This is a genomic window from Bacillus weihaiensis, from assembly GCF_001889165.1.
GTDB lineage: Bacteria > Bacillota > Bacilli > Bacillales > Bacillaceae > Metabacillus > Metabacillus weihaiensis.
This window is the reverse complement of record NZ_CP016020.1, coordinates 3,032,597-3,050,887: the sequence shown is the minus strand read 5'-3', so window position 1 is coordinate 3,050,887 and position 18,291 is coordinate 3,032,597. Positions and strand designations below refer to the sequence as shown.

Annotated in this window: 16 protein-coding genes and 1 riboswitch; of the genes, 10 read left to right on the top strand and 6 right to left on the bottom strand. The window is 34.2% G+C overall.

The window, feature by feature from the left end; translation table 11 throughout:
- Window positions 1–425 precede the first annotated feature (425 nt).
- The 4 genes from A9C19_RS14735 to A9C19_RS14720 all read left to right on the top strand — a co-directional run bounded on the left by A9C19_RS14735 (window position 426) and on the right by A9C19_RS14720 (window position 3,916).
- Complete coding sequence (locus A9C19_RS14735) at window positions 426–1,052, top strand: class I SAM-dependent methyltransferase (protein ID WP_072580636.1); 627 nt, start codon at window positions 426–428, stop codon at window positions 1,050–1,052.
- Between the two features lie 473 nt (window positions 1,053–1,525).
- Window positions 1,526–1,945 (top strand): RrF2 family transcriptional regulator, encoded by a 420-nt coding sequence (locus A9C19_RS14730; RefSeq protein ID WP_072580635.1) that lies wholly within the window; start codon window positions 1,526–1,528, stop codon window positions 1,943–1,945.
- A 32-nt stretch (window positions 1,946–1,977) separates the two neighbouring features.
- Window positions 1,978–2,877 carry an NAD(P)/FAD-dependent oxidoreductase gene (locus A9C19_RS14725; RefSeq protein WP_338022831.1) on the top strand — a complete coding sequence of 300 codons (900 nt, stop codon included), beginning with the start codon at window positions 1,978–1,980 and terminating at the stop codon, window positions 2,875–2,877.
- Between the two features lie 529 nt (window positions 2,878–3,406).
- A complete protein-coding gene (locus A9C19_RS14720; RefSeq protein WP_072580633.1) occupies window positions 3,407–3,916 on the top strand; it encodes a GNAT family N-acetyltransferase in 510 nt (169 codons plus the stop codon).
- A gap of 959 nt (window positions 3,917–4,875) precedes the next feature.
- Here the strand turns inward: A9C19_RS14720 and A9C19_RS14715 are convergent.
- Window positions 4,876–6,600, bottom strand: coding sequence for an ABC transporter substrate-binding protein (locus tag A9C19_RS14715; protein ID WP_072580632.1), 1,725 nt, complete (start codon window positions 6,598–6,600; stop codon window positions 4,876–4,878).
- 98 nt (window positions 6,601–6,698) lie between these two features.
- Between A9C19_RS14715 and A9C19_RS14710 the strand changes: the two genes are divergently transcribed.
- Window positions 6,699–7,970, top strand: a complete 1,272-nt coding sequence (locus A9C19_RS14710; protein WP_072580631.1) for an MDR family MFS transporter — start codon at window positions 6,699–6,701, stop codon at window positions 7,968–7,970.
- A gap of 297 nt (window positions 7,971–8,267) precedes the next feature.
- Here the strand turns inward: A9C19_RS14710 and A9C19_RS14705 are convergent, their stop codons facing one another.
- Window positions 8,268–9,599 carry a 5'-deoxyadenosine deaminase gene (locus A9C19_RS14705; protein WP_072580630.1) on the bottom strand — a complete coding sequence of 444 codons (1,332 nt, stop codon included), beginning with the start codon at window positions 9,597–9,599 and terminating at the stop codon, window positions 8,268–8,270.
- A 202-nt stretch (window positions 9,600–9,801) separates the two neighbouring features.
- Window positions 9,802–9,900: riboswitch (purine riboswitch) on the bottom strand.
- Between the two features lie 431 nt (window positions 9,901–10,331).
- On the bottom strand, window positions 10,332–11,435 hold the full coding sequence (locus tag A9C19_RS14700; RefSeq protein ID WP_072580629.1) for a metal ABC transporter solute-binding protein, Zn/Mn family: 1,104 nt from the start codon (window positions 11,433–11,435) through the stop codon (window positions 10,332–10,334).
- 275 nt (window positions 11,436–11,710) lie between these two features.
- Here A9C19_RS14700 and A9C19_RS14695 point away from each other — a divergent pair, with 275 nt between their 5' ends.
- The 5 genes from A9C19_RS14695 (at window position 11,711) to A9C19_RS14680 (ending at window position 16,062) form a co-directional block, all read left to right on the top strand.
- Entirely contained in the window at window positions 11,711–12,685 is a 975-nt protein-coding gene (locus tag A9C19_RS14695; RefSeq protein WP_072580628.1) for a CobW family GTP-binding protein, read from the top strand.
- Between the two features lie 205 nt (window positions 12,686–12,890).
- The gene (locus tag A9C19_RS14690; RefSeq protein WP_072580627.1) at window positions 12,891–13,886 is read left to right on the top strand and encodes a permease; all 996 of its coding nucleotides are present in this window, start codon (window positions 12,891–12,893) and stop codon (window positions 13,884–13,886) included.
- Between the two features lie 15 nt (window positions 13,887–13,901).
- Window positions 13,902–14,699, top strand: a complete 798-nt coding sequence (locus A9C19_RS14685; RefSeq protein WP_072580626.1) for a TIGR03943 family putative permease subunit — start codon at window positions 13,902–13,904, stop codon at window positions 14,697–14,699.
- Window positions 14,700–14,720: 21 nt separating this feature from the next.
- A complete protein-coding gene (locus A9C19_RS22800) occupies window positions 14,721–14,858 on the top strand; it encodes an IS3 family transposase (protein ID WP_476727069.1) in 138 nt (45 codons plus the stop codon).
- 424 nt (window positions 14,859–15,282) lie between these two features.
- Complete coding sequence (locus A9C19_RS14680; RefSeq protein ID WP_072580625.1) at window positions 15,283–16,062, top strand: SDR family oxidoreductase; 780 nt, start codon at window positions 15,283–15,285, stop codon at window positions 16,060–16,062.
- A gap of 345 nt (window positions 16,063–16,407) precedes the next feature.
- Here A9C19_RS14680 and A9C19_RS22480 read toward each other — a convergent pair whose 3' ends face one another.
- The 3 genes from A9C19_RS22480 to A9C19_RS22795 form a co-directional block, all read right to left on the bottom strand.
- Window positions 16,408–16,566: an IS66 family transposase gene (locus A9C19_RS22480; protein WP_267888726.1), complete on the bottom strand. Its 159-nt coding sequence runs from the start codon at window positions 16,564–16,566 to the stop codon at window positions 16,408–16,410.
- Window positions 16,542–16,757 carry an IS66 family transposase gene (locus tag A9C19_RS22475; protein WP_267888725.1) on the bottom strand — a complete coding sequence of 72 codons (216 nt, stop codon included), beginning with the start codon at window positions 16,755–16,757 and terminating at the stop codon, window positions 16,542–16,544. The genes A9C19_RS22480 and A9C19_RS22475 overlap by 25 nt, the downstream gene beginning before the upstream one ends.
- A 587-nt stretch (window positions 16,758–17,344) precedes the next feature.
- Window positions 17,345–17,602, bottom strand: a complete 258-nt coding sequence (locus A9C19_RS22795) for a UPF0715 family protein (protein ID WP_072580624.1) — start codon at window positions 17,600–17,602, stop codon at window positions 17,345–17,347.
- Between the last annotated feature and the right edge of the window lie 689 nt (window positions 17,603–18,291).

Genomic DNA, 18,291 nt, shown 5'->3' with positions numbered 1-18,291 from the left:
AAAAATGCCAAAGAACCAAACAGTTGGGGTTGAGCAACTAGCGAAATCTTACATTATATCACCTATCACCAACCTATCATTCAAAGATACTGACAAAATTGGTTTAAGCAGAACGAATAACATTCCCTGGTGTTAATACCGGGACAGTTTTCTCAAACATTCAACTGATCCCTCTTTTCTAGATGGTGTTTCACAAAATGAACAATGACAGATGTAATTAACAAATGAACATCTGTGACAGCGCTGAACAGATGGATCTAAAATTTGATGTAAGATAGTGATTGAGCAGTTCAGATTTTTTTAGATTAATTATAGATATTAAGTGTCTTTTATATATTTAATTAAATGAAGGTTGAATGGGTCATAATTAATGAAGGAACAGCTGGCTTGAGTGCTTTTATTAAAAATATGGAGGTAGGGAAGGAATGGAATTCTGGGAAACAAGTTTTATTGAAAAACAAACAATGTGGGGATTTAACCCTACGGATACTGCTATTATGACTAGGGATTTTTTCCTTGAAAGAAATGTTAAAGAGATATTGATACCAGGGATAGGATATGGTAGAAATGCGAGTGTTTTCATCGAAAGTGGAATGAATGTAACAGGTATTGAGATATCAAAGACAGCCATTGAATTGGCTAGGCAAAATGGGGTTAATAGTACTATTTTTCAAGGTTCTGTAACGGAAATGCCCTTTGATAACAAACTTTATGACGCTATATTCTCTCATGCGCTTATCCATTTATTAAATAAGCATGAAAGAAAGAAGTTTATTAAAGATTGTTATAATCAGTTGAAGCCAAATGGATATATGATTTTTACTTCGGTTTCACAAAAAGCTCCAATGTTTGGTAAAGGAAGAAGATTAGATAAAGACTATTTCGAGATAATGAAAGGAATAAAAATGTTCTTTTACGATTCTGAATCGATTATAAAAGAATTTGGAGAATATGGATTAATAGAGTTTTCAGAGATTGACGAGCCAGATAAGGATGTAGATAATAAACCACCAATAAATTTTTTCTTAATAAAATGTAAGAAAAGAGTATAAAGAGAACGATTTGATTAGTCACACGGTTGTACAATTATTTAGTGAATTGTATAACCAAAAGGGGAGAATATCACAAATGGCAGAAATCTATGGCCATTACGTACTGTAGCTTAGTGTTGAACAAAAAACTGATTTACTATTTCTGTCCAGTACAAGAAACCATTTTCGGAGGCTTGTTTATAACCTTTAGTTCTCCGAGTTCTATTAAGAATTAAGACGTTTACATTACTCACATTTAGTTATTAGATCATCTTTAACAATCACGTTACGTCAGAAAGAATAACACATTTAATGTGTGGAGACATTTACTATGCTTCAGTGGGATGAGACTATAAAACATAGATTTGAAGCAACAAGCAAGTTAGTCTAAATTAAAAAAATGGTCATTAGCTTTCAGTCTAGTGATAGAATTATTTATAATAAGGATATCAAGAGTCTTAAATATCTGTTTTAAAAGAGGAGGTTATGTATGTATGAAATATTCAAACGCGACAAACTATGCCTTGCATACGATGGTTCATTTAATGCTGCAGCCAGGGGACAGCTCAGTGGGAGTGCAGGAATTAGCCGAAATGCAGAATCTATCCCCGACTTACCTTTCAAAAATATTAACCAAACTTGCAAAAGCAGGTCTGATTGAGTCGACACCTGGTGCAAAGGGGGGCTATAGAATCTCCAGAAGAAAATATGAAATATCCTTTTTAGATGTTATTCATGCAACTGAAGGAGATACTAGCTTATTTGATTGCTCCATTCATCATGAAGGCTGCTTAATTGAAAATGTAATGAGGCAGGCAGAGGAAAATATGAAAACTGAACTGAAATCAAAGCTATTGATTGACATCGCTAAAGAGGCAAAATCCAAACAGATAGAACAAAATAACGTAAAATAAAAGGAGTGAATAAGGTGATAGTAGACTGCGCTGTGATAGGTGGAGGTCCGGCTGGACTTAATGCTGCATTAGTTCTTGGAAGATCAAGACGTAACACGATCCTGTTCGATGACAACAAACCAAGAAATTCAGTTGTTTCAGAATCTCACGGTTTTATCACTAGGGATGGTATTAATCCTCAGGAATTCAAAAGAGTCGCCCATGAAGAATTAAGTAAGTACCCAGATGTGAGGATTGAAAAGCAACGGGTGCATCGTATTAATAAAGAAAACACTTTGTTTCAGGTGGAGACAGAAAATGGGAGAATATACAGCGCAAAAAAAATCATTCTCGCAACTGGCTTTAAGGAAGTCCTTCCGGATATCCCACGGGTGAAAGAGTTCTACGGCAAGAGCCTGTTCAGCTGTCCTTTCTGTGATGGCTGGGAATTAAGAGATCGTCCGCTGGCAGTAATAGCAAATGATCAAAGGGCACTTCATATGGTGAAAATGGTTTCCAATTGGACGAACGATTTAATTGTTTTTACAAATGGCAATAAGATATTTTCGTTGGAAGAACAAGAATTGCTCAATAGCTACGGAATCAGTATAAAGGAAAAGAAGATCGACACTTTTATTGGTGAAGACGGGATGCTGAATAAAATCCAGCTTGAAGATGGTACGGCAGTGCTCCGTGAAGGAGGATTTATAACTGCGGAATGGAAACAGGCTGCTTCTTTTGATTCTACACTTAAATACACGTTAAATGAGCATGGAGGAATTGAAACTGACAGCTGGCAACGCACGAATACAGAAGGGGTATTTGCTTGCGGAGATACGCGCATTGCCGGTCCTTCCCAATTAATTATTGCTGCAGCAGAGGGTTCTATGGCTGCCATTTCTGTGAATGCAGCACTAATAGAAGAGAAATTTAACCAGGAAAAACACGTGTAAAAACCAGAAGGAAATAGATGCATCCTCCAAATGATCCTCACAGAAATAGATGAAGGCGCGTCTATGCTTAATAAGAGTAACAAAACTAAGAATGTGTTGCACCGCTAAACAAAAATGACTAACACATCCTTGAAGAGACGTTTACCCAATTAGGTAAACGTCTTTTTTCATATTTAGAGAGGGGGATTTTAGAAATTAAGAAACTGACCATACACAGCGATGTTTTTTACCAAATCCTGTATAGGAAAGGTCTTTATTAGCAGACAGCATTTTGGAGGCATCCTCTTAAACTAGACTAGAAAGTATGTGTAAGAACGAGTGAACGTAGTTTAATTCATATGAGACATAGAAGGCGCGCCACTTTCTTTAAGGAAATACTCTTTTTTTTTGATTTGATAAAGAAGTAGACGGGATAAGTTTGTTTAAGAACATCTCTATATCCTAAGAAGGAGTAATGTTTAATTTTATAGAATAACAGAAGGGGAATGCTTGATGTAATGGATAAATCGAACAAAAGGTGGGTTTTAGAATGGAAGTAATAGCTGAAACTGAAAGGTTACTATTAAGAGTATTTAAAGAAACAGATGTAGAAGATGCAATGGCATTTTGGGGAAATCAGGAAGTTATGGAGCATTGTCTCGGAGCTATACCTCACAATCACTTACATAAGGCATTAGCTGCATATGCAACTTGTCAAAAGGAAAAAGGTCTTTCTATGTATGCGGTAGTAGAAAAGGAGTCAAATAGGGTAATTGGTGCAGCTGGATTTAACGTAAGAATTTCGAGTGAATCAGTAGAATTGCTTTACCATTTTGCTAAAGTCGCTTGGGGAAAGGGATACGCAACTGAAGCTGCAGCAGCATGTGTTAAATTTGCTATTGAAAATGCTAAGGTAAAGAAGATATATGCCTCCGCTGACAAAGGAAATGCAGGTTCTTTGAAAATCTTAGAAAAAATAGGGTTTGAGAATAAAGGTATGAAGTGGTTTGATGATACTAAGCAGGAAGAGCCGTACTTTGAATTAAATGTTAAAGGTTAATAAGGTTTTATCGATGCTGGAGAGCCCAATAGAGGTCGCGAACAGGAAGTTATTACTACTAAGCATCTACTAAATACGGTTTAGGAAAAGGATGGAGATCATTCTTTTTTTACTTTACATGAATTGGATAAAGAGGACCTTTTAAGAAATGTATTTATCAGAAGTGAGAGCCATACAGTTTTAATGCGATAGGGGGCCGATTGCTTATTATGTATATGAAATTTGGTTAGATTGTTTACATTGGAAAGCAATTAAAAATGAGACGTGGAACTCCTTAAGTATACCTATAGAGAAATCTGAGTGAGGATTACATAAGAGAAATGAAAGAAAGAATAATTTTTATAAGACATGGACAAGGGGAACATACTTTGAACATTCCACAAAGTTAACATATAGATGATCCAGCATTAATCAATAGCGGAATAATGCAGGCTAGAAATTTAGCGAAAGTATTTCCATTTACTGAGGAGGTATATTGATTTTAAGTCCATTTCAAAGAACCTTACAGACTACAGTGTCGTTATGGTCTCAAAATACTGTGCATAAAAATAACATCACTGACTGGCTGTATTAATTTAGAATTATATAGTGTAATGATCAACAAATAAACGCGAATGAGTAATCTCATTCGCGTCCTTTTTTTTATATGGTAATTAGTGTAAGGGATATTTAACATCATTTTTAAATAGTAATCATTTAACTTTGCATTTCCAGCTCAACAATCTAATAATTATTTCCTTTAATAGCAAAAGAACGAGAAATTCCGTTAGGACTGAACCTGTATTATTGCCTTGATATACAGCTAGAATGCCCGTTTGGTATAAGTCGTATAAGCAATCTATTTCTTTATACAGGAGTACCTACTATAATTTGTTCTTCAATCCAATCTAGGTAGTTTTACTTCCTATAAACCTAGTGAAAACAGCCGTGTAAAACTAAATGGAGTACGATTCTCTTATTTAATTTGGAATCCAAATTCTAGAGAAGTCAAAGTGCCCAAAAGAATGGAACTTTACATCCTTAATCATAGGGTGGAAGCTTCTTATTTTTATGGGATGGTGAAGGAATATTAATAGATTGTTTTCTCTAATATGTTCTTCAATCTTTTCCATGATAGCTTCTCTCTTTCTTAGATCACCTTGTTTGAACAATTCCAGCATATCATCAATCCAGGCAAGAGAAGATAATGGAAACATCCTTCTGAATAAAAGAGTGTTATTGTAGAATGCCCCTAGAAAGGATAGATGTGGATCCAAGGAAGAGACTTCTCCCATAAAGATTAAGTCTGCTTTCTGATCGATATCTTGACAGTAGAAATCTTGTAAAGTAAATGGGTATAAAACAAAGTGAATTCCGTACTTCTCTCCTTGCTCTTTATACCAATTAGCTACTTTGATAGCATCTGGATAATTCATATGATAAAGAGTAATTGGTTCTCCGTTATACCCAGCTTCCTTTAGAAGAGGGAGGATTACTTTTGGATCCTTTTTTTGGGGAAGTGATCTAGAATTGATGAAGCTGCTTGCTTCTATCCATTGACCCCATTGTAGTTCATTAGCCAGTTTATTCATATCCATTAAATGATAGATTGCCTTTCTAATAGATACGTTTTGAATAATTGTTTGTCTTCTTAAATTGCACATTAAGAATCGAAAGCCTGTTTCAATTCCAAGTTTTTTTTGTACTTCATTAGAAGGTGAATTTTCTATTGTGAAATTGACGATTGAAGCGGCATCATGACTTACTTTATAAAAATGAATTTCATCCAAGAGAGGTCTTTCGAGAAAGTAGCGGTCGAATGCTGCTAAGACTAATTTATTTTTAGTACGTTCCTTTAGAAAAAATGGGCCGGTGCCAATCCACTCCTGTTCGTCAAAAGGTAAAGTTGAACAAATGATACAAAAATTGGGTGAGGCTATATATCTCAAGAAGAATGGGTTTTTCTTTTTTAATGTAATAGTAATTTTATATGGACCAGCGCATTCTACGCTTTCAACATCATCTGCAAGCCATTGGTAGGAAGAATGAGCACTATTTTTAATCCTCTCAATAGTATAGGCTACATCTTTGCTTGTCAGAGGAGCTTGATGGTGGAAAACAATTCCCTTTCTTAAATAAAATGTCCAATGACGTTTGCTAGAATCTGACTCAAAGTGATGTGCTAGGTGGGGGAGAATTTGGTCTTTTTTATTATCATATTTTAGCAATGTATCTCCAAGGTATTCTATTAAATGAGCTTCAAAGGAGATTGATACCTTTAAAGGATCTAATGTGGTAATATCTCTTGAAATAAATGCATGTAGAACATCCTTTGACTCAGTTCCTTGCTGATATCCGAACATTTCTTGTATTTCAGAGGAAACCTTAGCAATCCAGGATTTTGGGATAGGAAGCCTAAGTAGCTGAGCAGCTTGATCAAGATTCCCATTTTCTACCCATCTTTTCATGGCTTCTTCAACTTCCTTTTGAAAAGGTTGTGCAAAGGTGATTTTTGAGGGATTTCCTCTCCCTGCTCCAGGTGTATATGATATTTTACCAGCTTCTTCAAACTGTTGAAGGATTCTTTTTACATTTTTTAACGAACAAAACCAGAGTTGTTCAAGCTCTTTTAATTTAAAGAAGCATTCTCCTTTTGCTTCTCGTTCAAGAAAATGAGCTCTCATGGTTAAATAACGGTTATTCATGTTTAATCTACTCCTAAAAGGGGACATTTTTTTTAATATTGTACCCTTTTTATCCCTTTTTCACTAGCACATAATGGAAATACAGAGGAGATGATAGTATGTTTAAAACACTACACCCTAATATAAAAATTAGAATTTATACATCTTTTTTAAGTAGGGTGGTTGGCTCGTCGGTATTTCCATTTATGGCTATCTATTTTACGAAAGAGATCAATGCCACTATTGCAGGGATTCTTGTTTTAATCCAAGTTGCTGTTCAATTTCTTGCAGGGCTTTACGGAGGATATTTGGCTGATATTATAGGAAGAAAAAGACTAATGGTTGCAGGTGAACTATTAAAAGTTGCTGCATTTGCAGGTATGCTTGCAGTGAATTCACCATTATTTTCTTCGCCATGGATTACATTTGTAATGATGCTATTAATCGGCATTTCATCGGGGATTGTTAATCCTGCTTCAGAAGCAATGCTAATTGATGTGAGTACGAAGGAGACAAGGGCATTTATGTATTCAATCAATTATTGGGCAGTTAACTTGTCTATCATGATTGGACTAATGATAGGTGGATGGTTCTTTGAACATCATTTTTTTGAATTAATTGGTGTATTACTACTAATGGGGATCGTGACACTTTGGATGACAAATTCATTCATCATAGATACCTACAAAGTAGAAAAGGAGAGAAAGGCAGAGACATATGGAATTAAGCCATTGATTAAGAGCTATGGTTTAGTCATAAAGGACTGGACATTTATGTCATTCACTTTCGGTGGAATCTCAATCCTTTCGATTGAGTTTCAGAGGAATAATTTTATTTCAGTGAGACTTGAAGAAGAAATCATTCCTCAAGCCATACAATTATTTAACATTATGTCACTCGATATTGACGGTATCAAATTGTTGAGTTTATTGACAGTGGTCAATACATTGATGATTGTTCTATTTACAGGTGTAATAGCGAAATGGATTAGTGGTAAAAAAGATGAGCCGATTATGTATACTGGATTTATACTTTTTGGGCTTGGGTTCTTCTTCTTAGCCTTTAGTAATGATATCCTCACCCTTTTTATATCCACTGTTGTCTTAACTATTGGTGAATTGCTTTATGTACCAACACGACAATCACTTTTAGCGGATATTGTGGATGACGGTAAGAGAGGGGCTTATATGGCCATGAACTCATTAGTGTTTCAAGTTGGGAAAATGATTGGTGCTTTAGGATTGATTTTAGGCAACATTATTGGTGGAATGGCGATGGGAGTAGGGTACTTGGTACTAGTCATAATAGGAATTATCTTTTCAAAGATAGCAATAAAGAGTGTACGGAAAAAATCAACAATCGTAAGTATCAAAGCAGCTGTAGGAAAATAAAGAAGGTGAGTCTTTGAATTGAGTAGGTGAAAAATGGTTTTTCGAATTTGGGATAATAGGAAAGGAATTTCTACGTTATATTTAATGGATGTTCAAGGGTACTCAAAAGAAGTAGTTTCCTAAGATTTATATTTAAGTTCAATTAGCTGAAAGATTGTACGCCTTAGTCCATGGTTACCTTTGGATTAAGGCGTATTTTATTGTAAAAAATGTTATACGCACAGTTTCGTTCGGGAGGCTAGCTCTCAAGCTTATAAAGGAGATAATAAATACTTGTATTTCTTGGTATTTATCATTTTATTTTATTAAAGCCCTATCCAATAATCTTTTAATTGAAGTGTTTGCTTCGTGTAGCACGAGTTTTTTATTCACAGTTTTTAAGAGACCATCTTCCATGACAATCTTGCCATTGATAATGGTCGTTTCTACATCTGCACGGGTAGCGGAGTATACAATTCTTGATATTGGATCTACTCCATAAGAAGGGAAGGTGTGAAAATCATTCAAGTTTAATATTGCTAAGTCTGCTTTTTTACCAACCTCTATGCTGCCGATTTCACTTTCCATTCCGACTGCCTTTGCTCCACCAATAGTTGCCATTTTAAAAACAGTATGTGCATCCATCGCGGTAGGACCATGTGTAGGTTTTTGAATGAGTGCTGCTAATCTCATCTCGTTAAACATGTCAAGATTATTATTACATGGGGACCCATCAGCACCTAAACTTAGTGAAATGTTTTCGCTTAGCATATAAGGAGTTTCTGCTATTCCTGAAGCTAATTTAAGGTTTGAGCCTGGGCAATGGCTAACATGAACACCTCGGTCACGAATAATTCTCTTCTCTTCATCATCCAACCAAATACAATGGGCGAGTATAAGTCTGTTAGTTGCGAGACCTAAATGGTCTAAATAAACAATGTTTCTCATACCTGTTTCCCTTTGAACAATCTCAATTTCTCCTAAGTTTTCAGAAGCGTGTGTATGAACCATTACGTTATAATATTCTGAGAGAGTTTGTACTTCTCGAAGGAGTTGTTCTGTACACGATACTACAAATCTTGGAGAAAAAGCATACTTGACCCGACCATTATCATAGTTATGCCATTTTTCTAATAAATCGACACTTTCTCTAATTGATTGGTTGGTATTTTCTTGTAATGCAAGAGGTACCTCTTCACCCTTATCCATCATAACTTTGCCTGATAAGGCTCTAATTCCACTTTCAGCGATGGCTTTAAAAGCATATTCTGTATGATTTACTGTTTCCATATCGACTATCGTTGTTGTGCCACTTTGGATAAGCTCTCCAATTCCTAACATAGCAGAATAATATATTGATTCTTCGTCGTGGGAAGCTTCTAACGGCCAAATTTTATTTCTTAACCAGTCCATTAACTCAAGGTCGTCGCCTTGACCACGGAAAACGGTTTGGCATAAATGGATATGAGTTTGGACGAAACCTGGAATAATTGTCTTGCCAGTGGCATCAATTATTTTATCTGCTTGAGGAACATCTAAATTTGCTCCAATACAAGCAATTGTATCGTTAATAATATGGAGATCCGCCGTCAAAATTTCTTCTTTTTTATTCATTGTTACTATCTCAGCATTTTTAATTAACATATTCATCTATATTATCCTCCAGTTCTCATCTATATTAGAACAGATCAATGACCTTTCCACCCAAATACACTCTTAAAAATTGAGAAATATATGAGGGGAAGGACTAGGTAATTCATTATTTATTAAGTTCATTCAGTATAATCAGTACCTCTTATTTATATTTTTGGTTCGCTATTAAATGACATAAAAAAGCTACGAAAAAATATGCCAAGAAAGCATATTTTTTCGTAGCTAGAAATTTACGGTTTCTAGTAGAGACCCTTAATCCAATTATTAAGGTTATACGAAAAAAATAATAAAAGGTAATGTTTTTTATTACTATTAATTTAATAAATTGAACCCTTAGAGGCTCAAGACGCAAAAAAGGAACGACATCGTGTCCTTATGTATTGTGGCTTTTTGGATTGTATTAATGCCATGTCAAATCAGCAACAACTTGCTTAAGATTTAGAAATTCGAGCTTTTTTTTAAAAAAGCATTTATGAATTTAATTCACATAGTAATAATAAAAAATAATAATTCTTCTCACAACAACATTGTGAGTTAATCTCTCGTTATTTTTGAAAGTTCTGAATTTTTGTTGTGCTATCTTTCATACTATAGATTGAAAGAAAGTTTGATAAAAAGATAAGATTTCTTCTCATTTCCTTTAGTTAACTAGTAAAAAGATAAATCATGTTTCCTTTAATTAAATAAAGGAAGTACGTTCACACATACCTCCTTTACATAAATCATTTTTTATTCATTTAAAACAGTCTGAAGTGTCTCAATATTTCTCTCCATAATACTGAAATAGTCTTCATTATTTTCTATATCTTCTTCTGTAACGGATTCAAGATTATGAAGAGTAAGTGACTCGGCACCTATTTCTTCTTGGATTACTTTAGCTACGTTAGATTGTACGTTTTGTTCAAATAAGACATAGTGTAAATGATGTTCTTTGGATTCTTTAATAATTTCTGTAAGTTGTTGTTGACTAGGCTCCTGAGAAGGAGAAAGACCTGCTATTGCAATTTGTTCAAGACCATATCGATCCTGCCAATATCCGTATGCAGCATGAGAAACTAAGATGTGTTTTGTTTTTGATTTATTAATTGTTTCTTGGAAAGATTGATCTAAATTGGTTAAATCTGCTTTTAATTTTGTGAAATTTTCCTCAAATGTATCCTTTGATTCAGGTTTTATTTCTATTAGTGCATCTTTAATGTTTTCAGCTAGTTCGATCGAGCGGATTGGGTCAAGCCATACATGTGGATCTTGATCTCCATGATCATGATGGTGCGCCTCTTCATCTGTATGTTCATCTTCATGAGAAGCATGGTCCTCTTCATCTGTATGTTCATCTTTATGAGAAGCATGGTCCTCTTCATCTGCATGTTCATCTTCATGAGAAGCATGGTCATCTTCGTCTGCATGTTCATCCTCATGTGAAGCATGATCTTCTCCGTCAGAGTGTTCGAGGAGTTCAATACCTTCTGCTGCTCTTAATATATTCACGTCTTCTTTCTCTAACGTTTCTTCTGCTTTTTCGGCAAACCCTTCTATGCCGGCGCCAGTAAAGATAAAAAGATCTGAGTCTGCAATATTTTTCATTGTTTTAACTGTTGGTTCATATGTATGAGCATCAACATTTGGAGGGTAAACGCTAGTGACATTTATCTCGTCGCCACCGATTTTTCTCGTGAAATCCTCTAATGGGAAAATGGTTGTGTAAACCTCTATTTTCCTAGTACTCTCATTGTTGCTTTCTACCGTACTTGTTGATTGATTTTCTTGCTTTCCGCATGCTGATAGTAAAAGACTTATAGTCAGTATTGAGGTTACTAAAGATTTAGTTTTCATAGTTAATAAAACTCCTAGCAATTAGTTATTTGTTTACATACATGTTTCATCGGTAGAAATTATAACAAGTAATTAAATAATTGTAAATAGGAATAATTACGATTTTCATATTATTTGAATGGTTGTTGTTTTTAGTAATTATGAATTTCCATTATTTTTGATGGTTATGTGTAGTCGCTTTTTTATAACAAGTAGAAAGTAACTCATTCTAATAGGAATAATTTCGATTTGTGATGGTATATATGTAGAGTGGCCGTTTGATAGGAGGGAAAGTGATGGAAAAAATACCAGTCTATATCTTAAGTGGTTTTCTAGGGAGTGGAAAAACAACTCTGTTAAAGCAATTACTACATACATGCAGTGAAAAGAATATTAACCCAGCAGTGTTAATGAATGAAATTGGAAAGACTGATACAGATGGAGAAAGTATATCAACAATGTTAAAGAATAGTCACCTAGAAAAATTACTAGATGGGTGTATGTGCTGTAATAAAAAGGATGAGGTAACAGATTATCTAAAGGCACTTCTTAGCCGTAAGCCAGAAGTTATCTTTATTGAGTTAACAGGGGTGGCGGATCCAGAAGAGGTTGTGGATTCTTTAACTGAGCCCGATCTTCTCCCTCTTCTTTATTTGGAAAAAGTTATAACCATTGTAGATGCGGAAAATGTGCTTGCTTATCATAGTGTGTTTGAGTCAGACCGTGAACTTGTCAGAACAACAAAAAAGCAAATAAATGTGGCTGATTATCTCATTATTAATAAAGCCGATTTAGTTTCGGAGGATAAAAAGAAAAAGGTCGAAAAGCTTGTAAGAAAAGAAAATGCAACATCACCTAGGATTTATACAACTTTTAGTAGAGTAGATGTAAACGATATATTCTTTCGTAAAAGGTGGGGAGGTAAGAGAGAGGCATTAACAAGAAAAGAAGAGATAAACTATAAAAAGAACACAAGCCACTCCTTCTCCCGAATTAAAAGCATTTCTCTTCCGCTTACAACACAAACAACTACAAAGCAAATCGAGAAATTTATAAAAAGATGGAAACCTCATTTACTGCGGGCAAAGGGATACCTTTCTGTTAAAGAAGGTATATATTTGATGCAATGTGTAATGAATCGAGTGAATTGGGAACCTTCAACATACAATGGTCAATGTTATATAGTCGTGATTGGAGTCAATCTTAATACAAAAGAAATCAAAGAAGAATGGGAAAAAAATTTTGAAATACCAGTGAATGCTGAAAAATAATGTGTACAGGCTGACTTAATTTTTTCTGCAAATCATATAAAAGAGCGATAAGTTAAGTGCCAAAAATGAAGAGTGTTTAACTTTATAAGAAGAATGGAGCTGACATGCAATAGTTGGCTTCCTCTTCATCTCAACAGTAATCACAGAGATTAGATATTGAAATGTGGGAGGTAGTTGTGGTGATAGTAGGTAGAGGATTAATAAAATGAGAACAAAAGCCAATAGTGAATTAATAGGCTTTGTCTTTCTTGGCGCTTGTTTTTTGCTCTTTTCCTTTCATAAGGAGATAAAGCTAAGTGAATCTTTCTTTTCAGATTCCCTATTAACCTTCAATGTGATTTTTATTAGTATTTTACTAGAAGCGTTACCCTTTGTTTTACTTGGAGTTATGATTGCTGGAATGATTCAAATATTTGTATCAGAGGAACAAATTAGTAGACTCATTCCTCGTAACAAGTTTTTAGCAATTATCATGAGTTGTCTGATAGGTGCATTATTTCCGGCATGTGAATGTGGTATCGTTCCAATTGTTCGACGGTTGGTCGGAAAAGGAATGCCGCTTTTTGCAGGTGTTGGTTTTTTGCTAACAGGACCATTAATCAATCCAATTGTTATTTTTTCTACGTACATGGCTTTTGGTGAAGATCTAAAAATGGCTTTGTTACGGATGGGAATAGGATTAGTCATTGCTATCGTGATAACAGCTTTTATTAGCGTACTATTTAAGAAGAATCAATTGAAATTATCTAAAGATTCATTTCATACTGAAGCTCAAATACATGTGAAGCAACCACTAGTAATTAGATTACGGTCTATGGTTGAACATGGTATTGATGAATTTTTCGACATGGGAAAGTTTTTAATTATTGGAGCATTTTTGGCGGCTTTTGTTCAGACGTTTATCTCTACACGTTCTATTTTAGATCTAGGAGATGGTTTAATAGGATCAACTATCGTCATGATGGGACTTGCTTATCTATTATCTCTATGTTCAGAAGCGGATGCATTTATTGCAGCATCGTTTGAGCACCTTTTTTCAAAAACTTCCTTGCTCGGCTTTTTAATTTATGGTCCGATGCTAGATTTAAAGAATACGATGATGTTAATGTCTGTTTTTAAACTTCGTTTTGTCATAATATTAACGATTCTTATAACGGGTACTGTGCTTGCTGTTTTATTACTAATTCACCCATTGATATAAAGGAGGAACTATTTTTTGATCCTACAAAAGAGACAAGCAATAAAGGCGATCATATTGTTGCTATTTGCCAGTTTTATTTTCTTTTTGCATCAATCGGGTGAGATTACACAATTTATCCATCCTGATTATCTTTCGTTTAGTCAGTTGGCTTCAGTTCTTTTTTTTATTCTTTTTTTCTTTCAAGTCCCCCGAATTTTTAAACCACTTGATGCTGAGGTTGATCATAGCCTTTGTGGTCCTTTTGGATGTAATCACGAGGAAGAGGCGAATTCACTTAGCGTGGTAGTGTCTATTGGAATTATTTCCATTCCACTTTTAACAGGATTTATGATGCCTTATAAAACCTTTGGGGCTGATGAAGCGTTGAAGCGGGGTATTCAATACTCAAATTTAGATCACAAGCATGTAGGGGAATTTGAAATAACGAATGCTGCCGTAAATCATCTTATGAGTCAGAAGGTTATTTTATTTGATCATACAAGTTTTGCTGATAACATGAGTGTTCTTTCGAAATACCCTGAAGTGTTTGAAGGGAAAACGATTGAGATGGAAGGGTTTATTGCAGAAGATACACAAATGGCAACAAACCAAAAAGTACTTACTAGATTTCAAGTGACCCACTGTGTTGCTGATGCAAATGCAAGTGGATTTGTACTCGCAAATAGCAATGAGTTTGTATTAATGAAAAATATGTGGGTACACATTAAGGGAACCTTGAAGATGAAGGAAGACAATCAGCAGTTTATTCCTGTTATTCATATAGATAGTGTGAAGAGGATAAATACACCTGAAGATCCTTATATTTTTTCTTAATTTTCACAAAAAGACGGCCCAATAATTAATATGGAACTAACAAAGTGTAAAATAAGAGAAGAAGCAAAAAAATCACTAGTTGAATACATTGAGTTCTTTTACAATTCAAAGCGAATTCATTCGACATGGGGTTATTACATACCATGGAGTGTTTTGTAGTGAATCTCAAACGAATTATCAAACTTCTAAACGAATAAATATCGTAATTATTGTTTAATAAATGCCTGTATTTATCCAAATTTGGATAATGCAGGTTTTTTTCATATTGTTAACGGGTAAATCTCCAAATGAAACTGAAAACGTCAGTTTTCCAGCAGCCTCCGTCAAAATTGCGTGGGAAATTATAGAATTAAATGGACTATAACTGAGTTAATTAAGTATTGGTATATCAATGTTTTTGGCTTGTGATTGTAAAAAAAGTTAAGTAAATTCAATCGAAAACAATTAAGATAGCTCAGTCGGAAATGTAGGTTTTAGGTGTGCTATTAACCTAAGTAGGACATCTATTAAACACTAAGGAATCTTTTTCACATAAAGTTTTTCGCTAAGGACAAACTATATATAAAATAAAGGAGATTTCAAGATGACTCATAATAACAAGGTAGCATTGGTTACAGGAGCTGGTTCGGGAATTGGACGCGCAACTGCACTTGGTCTTTCTAAAGCAGGAGTGAAAATTGGCTTAGTTGACTTAAAGGATGATCGGCTAGAGAATGTCAAAAAAGAAATATTAGATTCTGGAGGAGAAGCCATTTTTACAGATACAGATGTATCTGATCCGAAAAGGGTGGAGCAAAGTGTTAAAGAAATATTTGAAGAATGGAACCGAATAGATTATGTATTTGCTAATGCCGGGATTAATGGCACTGTGTCTCCTATAGAAGATTTGTCTCCTGAGGATTGGGATCAAACACTCTCAACAAATTTAAAAAGTACTTTTTTAACTGTTAAATACACCATTCCACATTTAAAAAAGAGGGGTGGGAGTATTGTTATCACCAGTTCCATCAATGGCAATCGAAAATTTACAGGCTTCGGAATGTCGGCCTATAGTTCTTCGAAAGCAGCACAAGTAGCCTTTGGAAAAATGGCAGCATTGGAGCTTGCTCAATACAATATACGTGTAAACATTATATGTCCTGGTGGCATAGAAACGAATATTAGTCAAAATACATTTGTAGAAAAAACAAAATTAGATAAAATTAAAATCCCAATTGTATATCCTCAGGGAAATCATCCCTTGGGGCATAGATCTGGGAAAGCGGAAGAAGTTGCAAGCTTAGTACAATTCCTATTATCTGACCAATCTCATCATATAACCGGTACAGAAATATATATAGATGGTGCAGAATCATTATTATAAGAAATTCTAATAGAACGATTTAGTTTGTAAGCCCGAATTTTTAAAAAAGTGCACCTTCTCGGTACGCATCACAAATAGCCGTAAATTCTAATTTTTTCAATTGAATTACGGCTATTACATTTATTTGCTACATTCTGTCTGGATCATTTTTGACCAAGGCATGTATTGATCTAAGGTTTCAGGTTTTTGTTGGTTACTGAGATTTTGGTAGATCAGTAAAAAGTTTCTTTATATATTCATAGAAATCAACGCCGTTACTTTTGATCGTTTCAGCGATACTCAAATCAAACAGACGGCATTCGCTTTTGCTCCAGCTTCACTTACACTAAAAGCCAATTTTTTATTTCAAATAACGTTAGGATGGATGGCGTTCTCAGCCGGATTATTAACTATTTCAATTCGCCCATCAATCAGGAATACTTTGAGTCCATTTGCCTTGTTCAATGTGTAATCAGCTGCTTTTGCTAACGCATTTTTCCCTAAAATGGTGATGTTTCTACCCAATGAAGGAATCTGTCCACGATTGGCTTAGAGTACTTCTTACGTTTTTCTTCGTTTGCTAGGTGATAAACCTTAAATTGCCTTTCTAGCCGATATAAATCATCACAATACTTCACACCGATTCTACCATTTTTGCTATCAGCTTTCAGCCAATAACGACGAACATGTGCCCAACAATTTGCGTTCAAGACCATATTACTTGAGAGTATTCCCTTGTTGGTGGGTCTTCAAGAAAGATTGTTGCATAGCTTGTTGGTATTATATTAGAATCATAAGTGCCGAATTTTTACCCTTGTAAAGGTTCTTTCTTTATTACCTGAGTACTTCATGTCTAAAATAACCTATTCTAAATTTTATATATTAAATTGCAACGATATTTAAGAAAAAAGAAAAGGACCTAGATACTACAATAGCTCTAAACCGCTTAAGTTTAGTAATAGTATTCTATAAGAAAATAAAATTGATTAAAAAATTTAGAGGAAGGTCTTTCTTTGATCTTCCTCTCGTTGACTTTAAAGTTATTCGTTAATAGTAATTTATAGAAGTACCTATTATTATAGAATGATTTTCTATATTATTCCTCTATTGAATTTCATTGAGAGCTTATTTACCTATAAAATGCTATCTATAAAACAAAACAGTCGTTCTAATAACAGTCTACTCATATGTAATGAGCATGTCGTCAGAAAAGCCCCAAAGTAAAGGGATGTCTACTAAAAACTAAATCTTTATATTCTTCGTATTGTTAAAGATTTAAAAATCTCTTGCTTAGCCCATTTATTTAGCTTATCTTTTTACTTTGCAAAAAGATTGAGTCGCAAAACCAAAAGAGAATAGCTGAAAAAAAACTAGCCTTATAATACCCTTCCATTTTAAGTATACCTAATAAAGTTCCATTGAAAACAACTATACATGCGGCACATACAGCTAAGAACGAACAAAGAGTATAAAATACAAGATAACGAAAGGCAAATTTCTTTGGGTTCCTATTTAGATAAAATTGAAGAGGTATGGTAAAGAGTGAATAAATAACAACCAATAAAAAGGAATAACAGTCATACTAGATAATAGTAAGAAATAAAGGTACTCTCCATTGGGAATACTTAGTACAAGTGAAAAGAGTAAAGAAGAAACTACTAGAGTTAAAAAACAATAGGGGAGTAAATATACCATTTTAGATACATGTTGATTAATCATTTCCTATATTAATCTCCTTTTAAAGGTCGAGTCAGGATTAGTAGAATTTAAGAAAGTTAAAATCCTATTATTACTATTTTTAGTATACTTTGTTTGTTCAACATAATAAAGTAAATGTTTACCTGATAACTCCTATGTTCATATCCAAAATGGTTATAAGGACTGTTAAAGGTTCAATTAGTGACTTCATTTCCATATAATAGAATTTTTATTAATTACAAGAATTGACACCATATAATTCCATGGTATACTTCAAACATGAGAATTAAATAGTAACGATTCCGATTTGTTTGGTAGAATACTTTGCGGTAACTAGTATTGAAAGACTACTTCATATATATGGTTGTTGTGAGGAAGTACTCATATGTACTTTCTATTAACCAAAATTCAGGAGAATATTACAAGAGACCTTGAGTGAAGAGAATTACGAAAAATGTTGGACAAAGATATGAAATAATGATCTAGAGACATTTACTATATTTTATAAATAGGAATGATTACGTTTTATTAAGGTAGAAATGCTTATTTTAA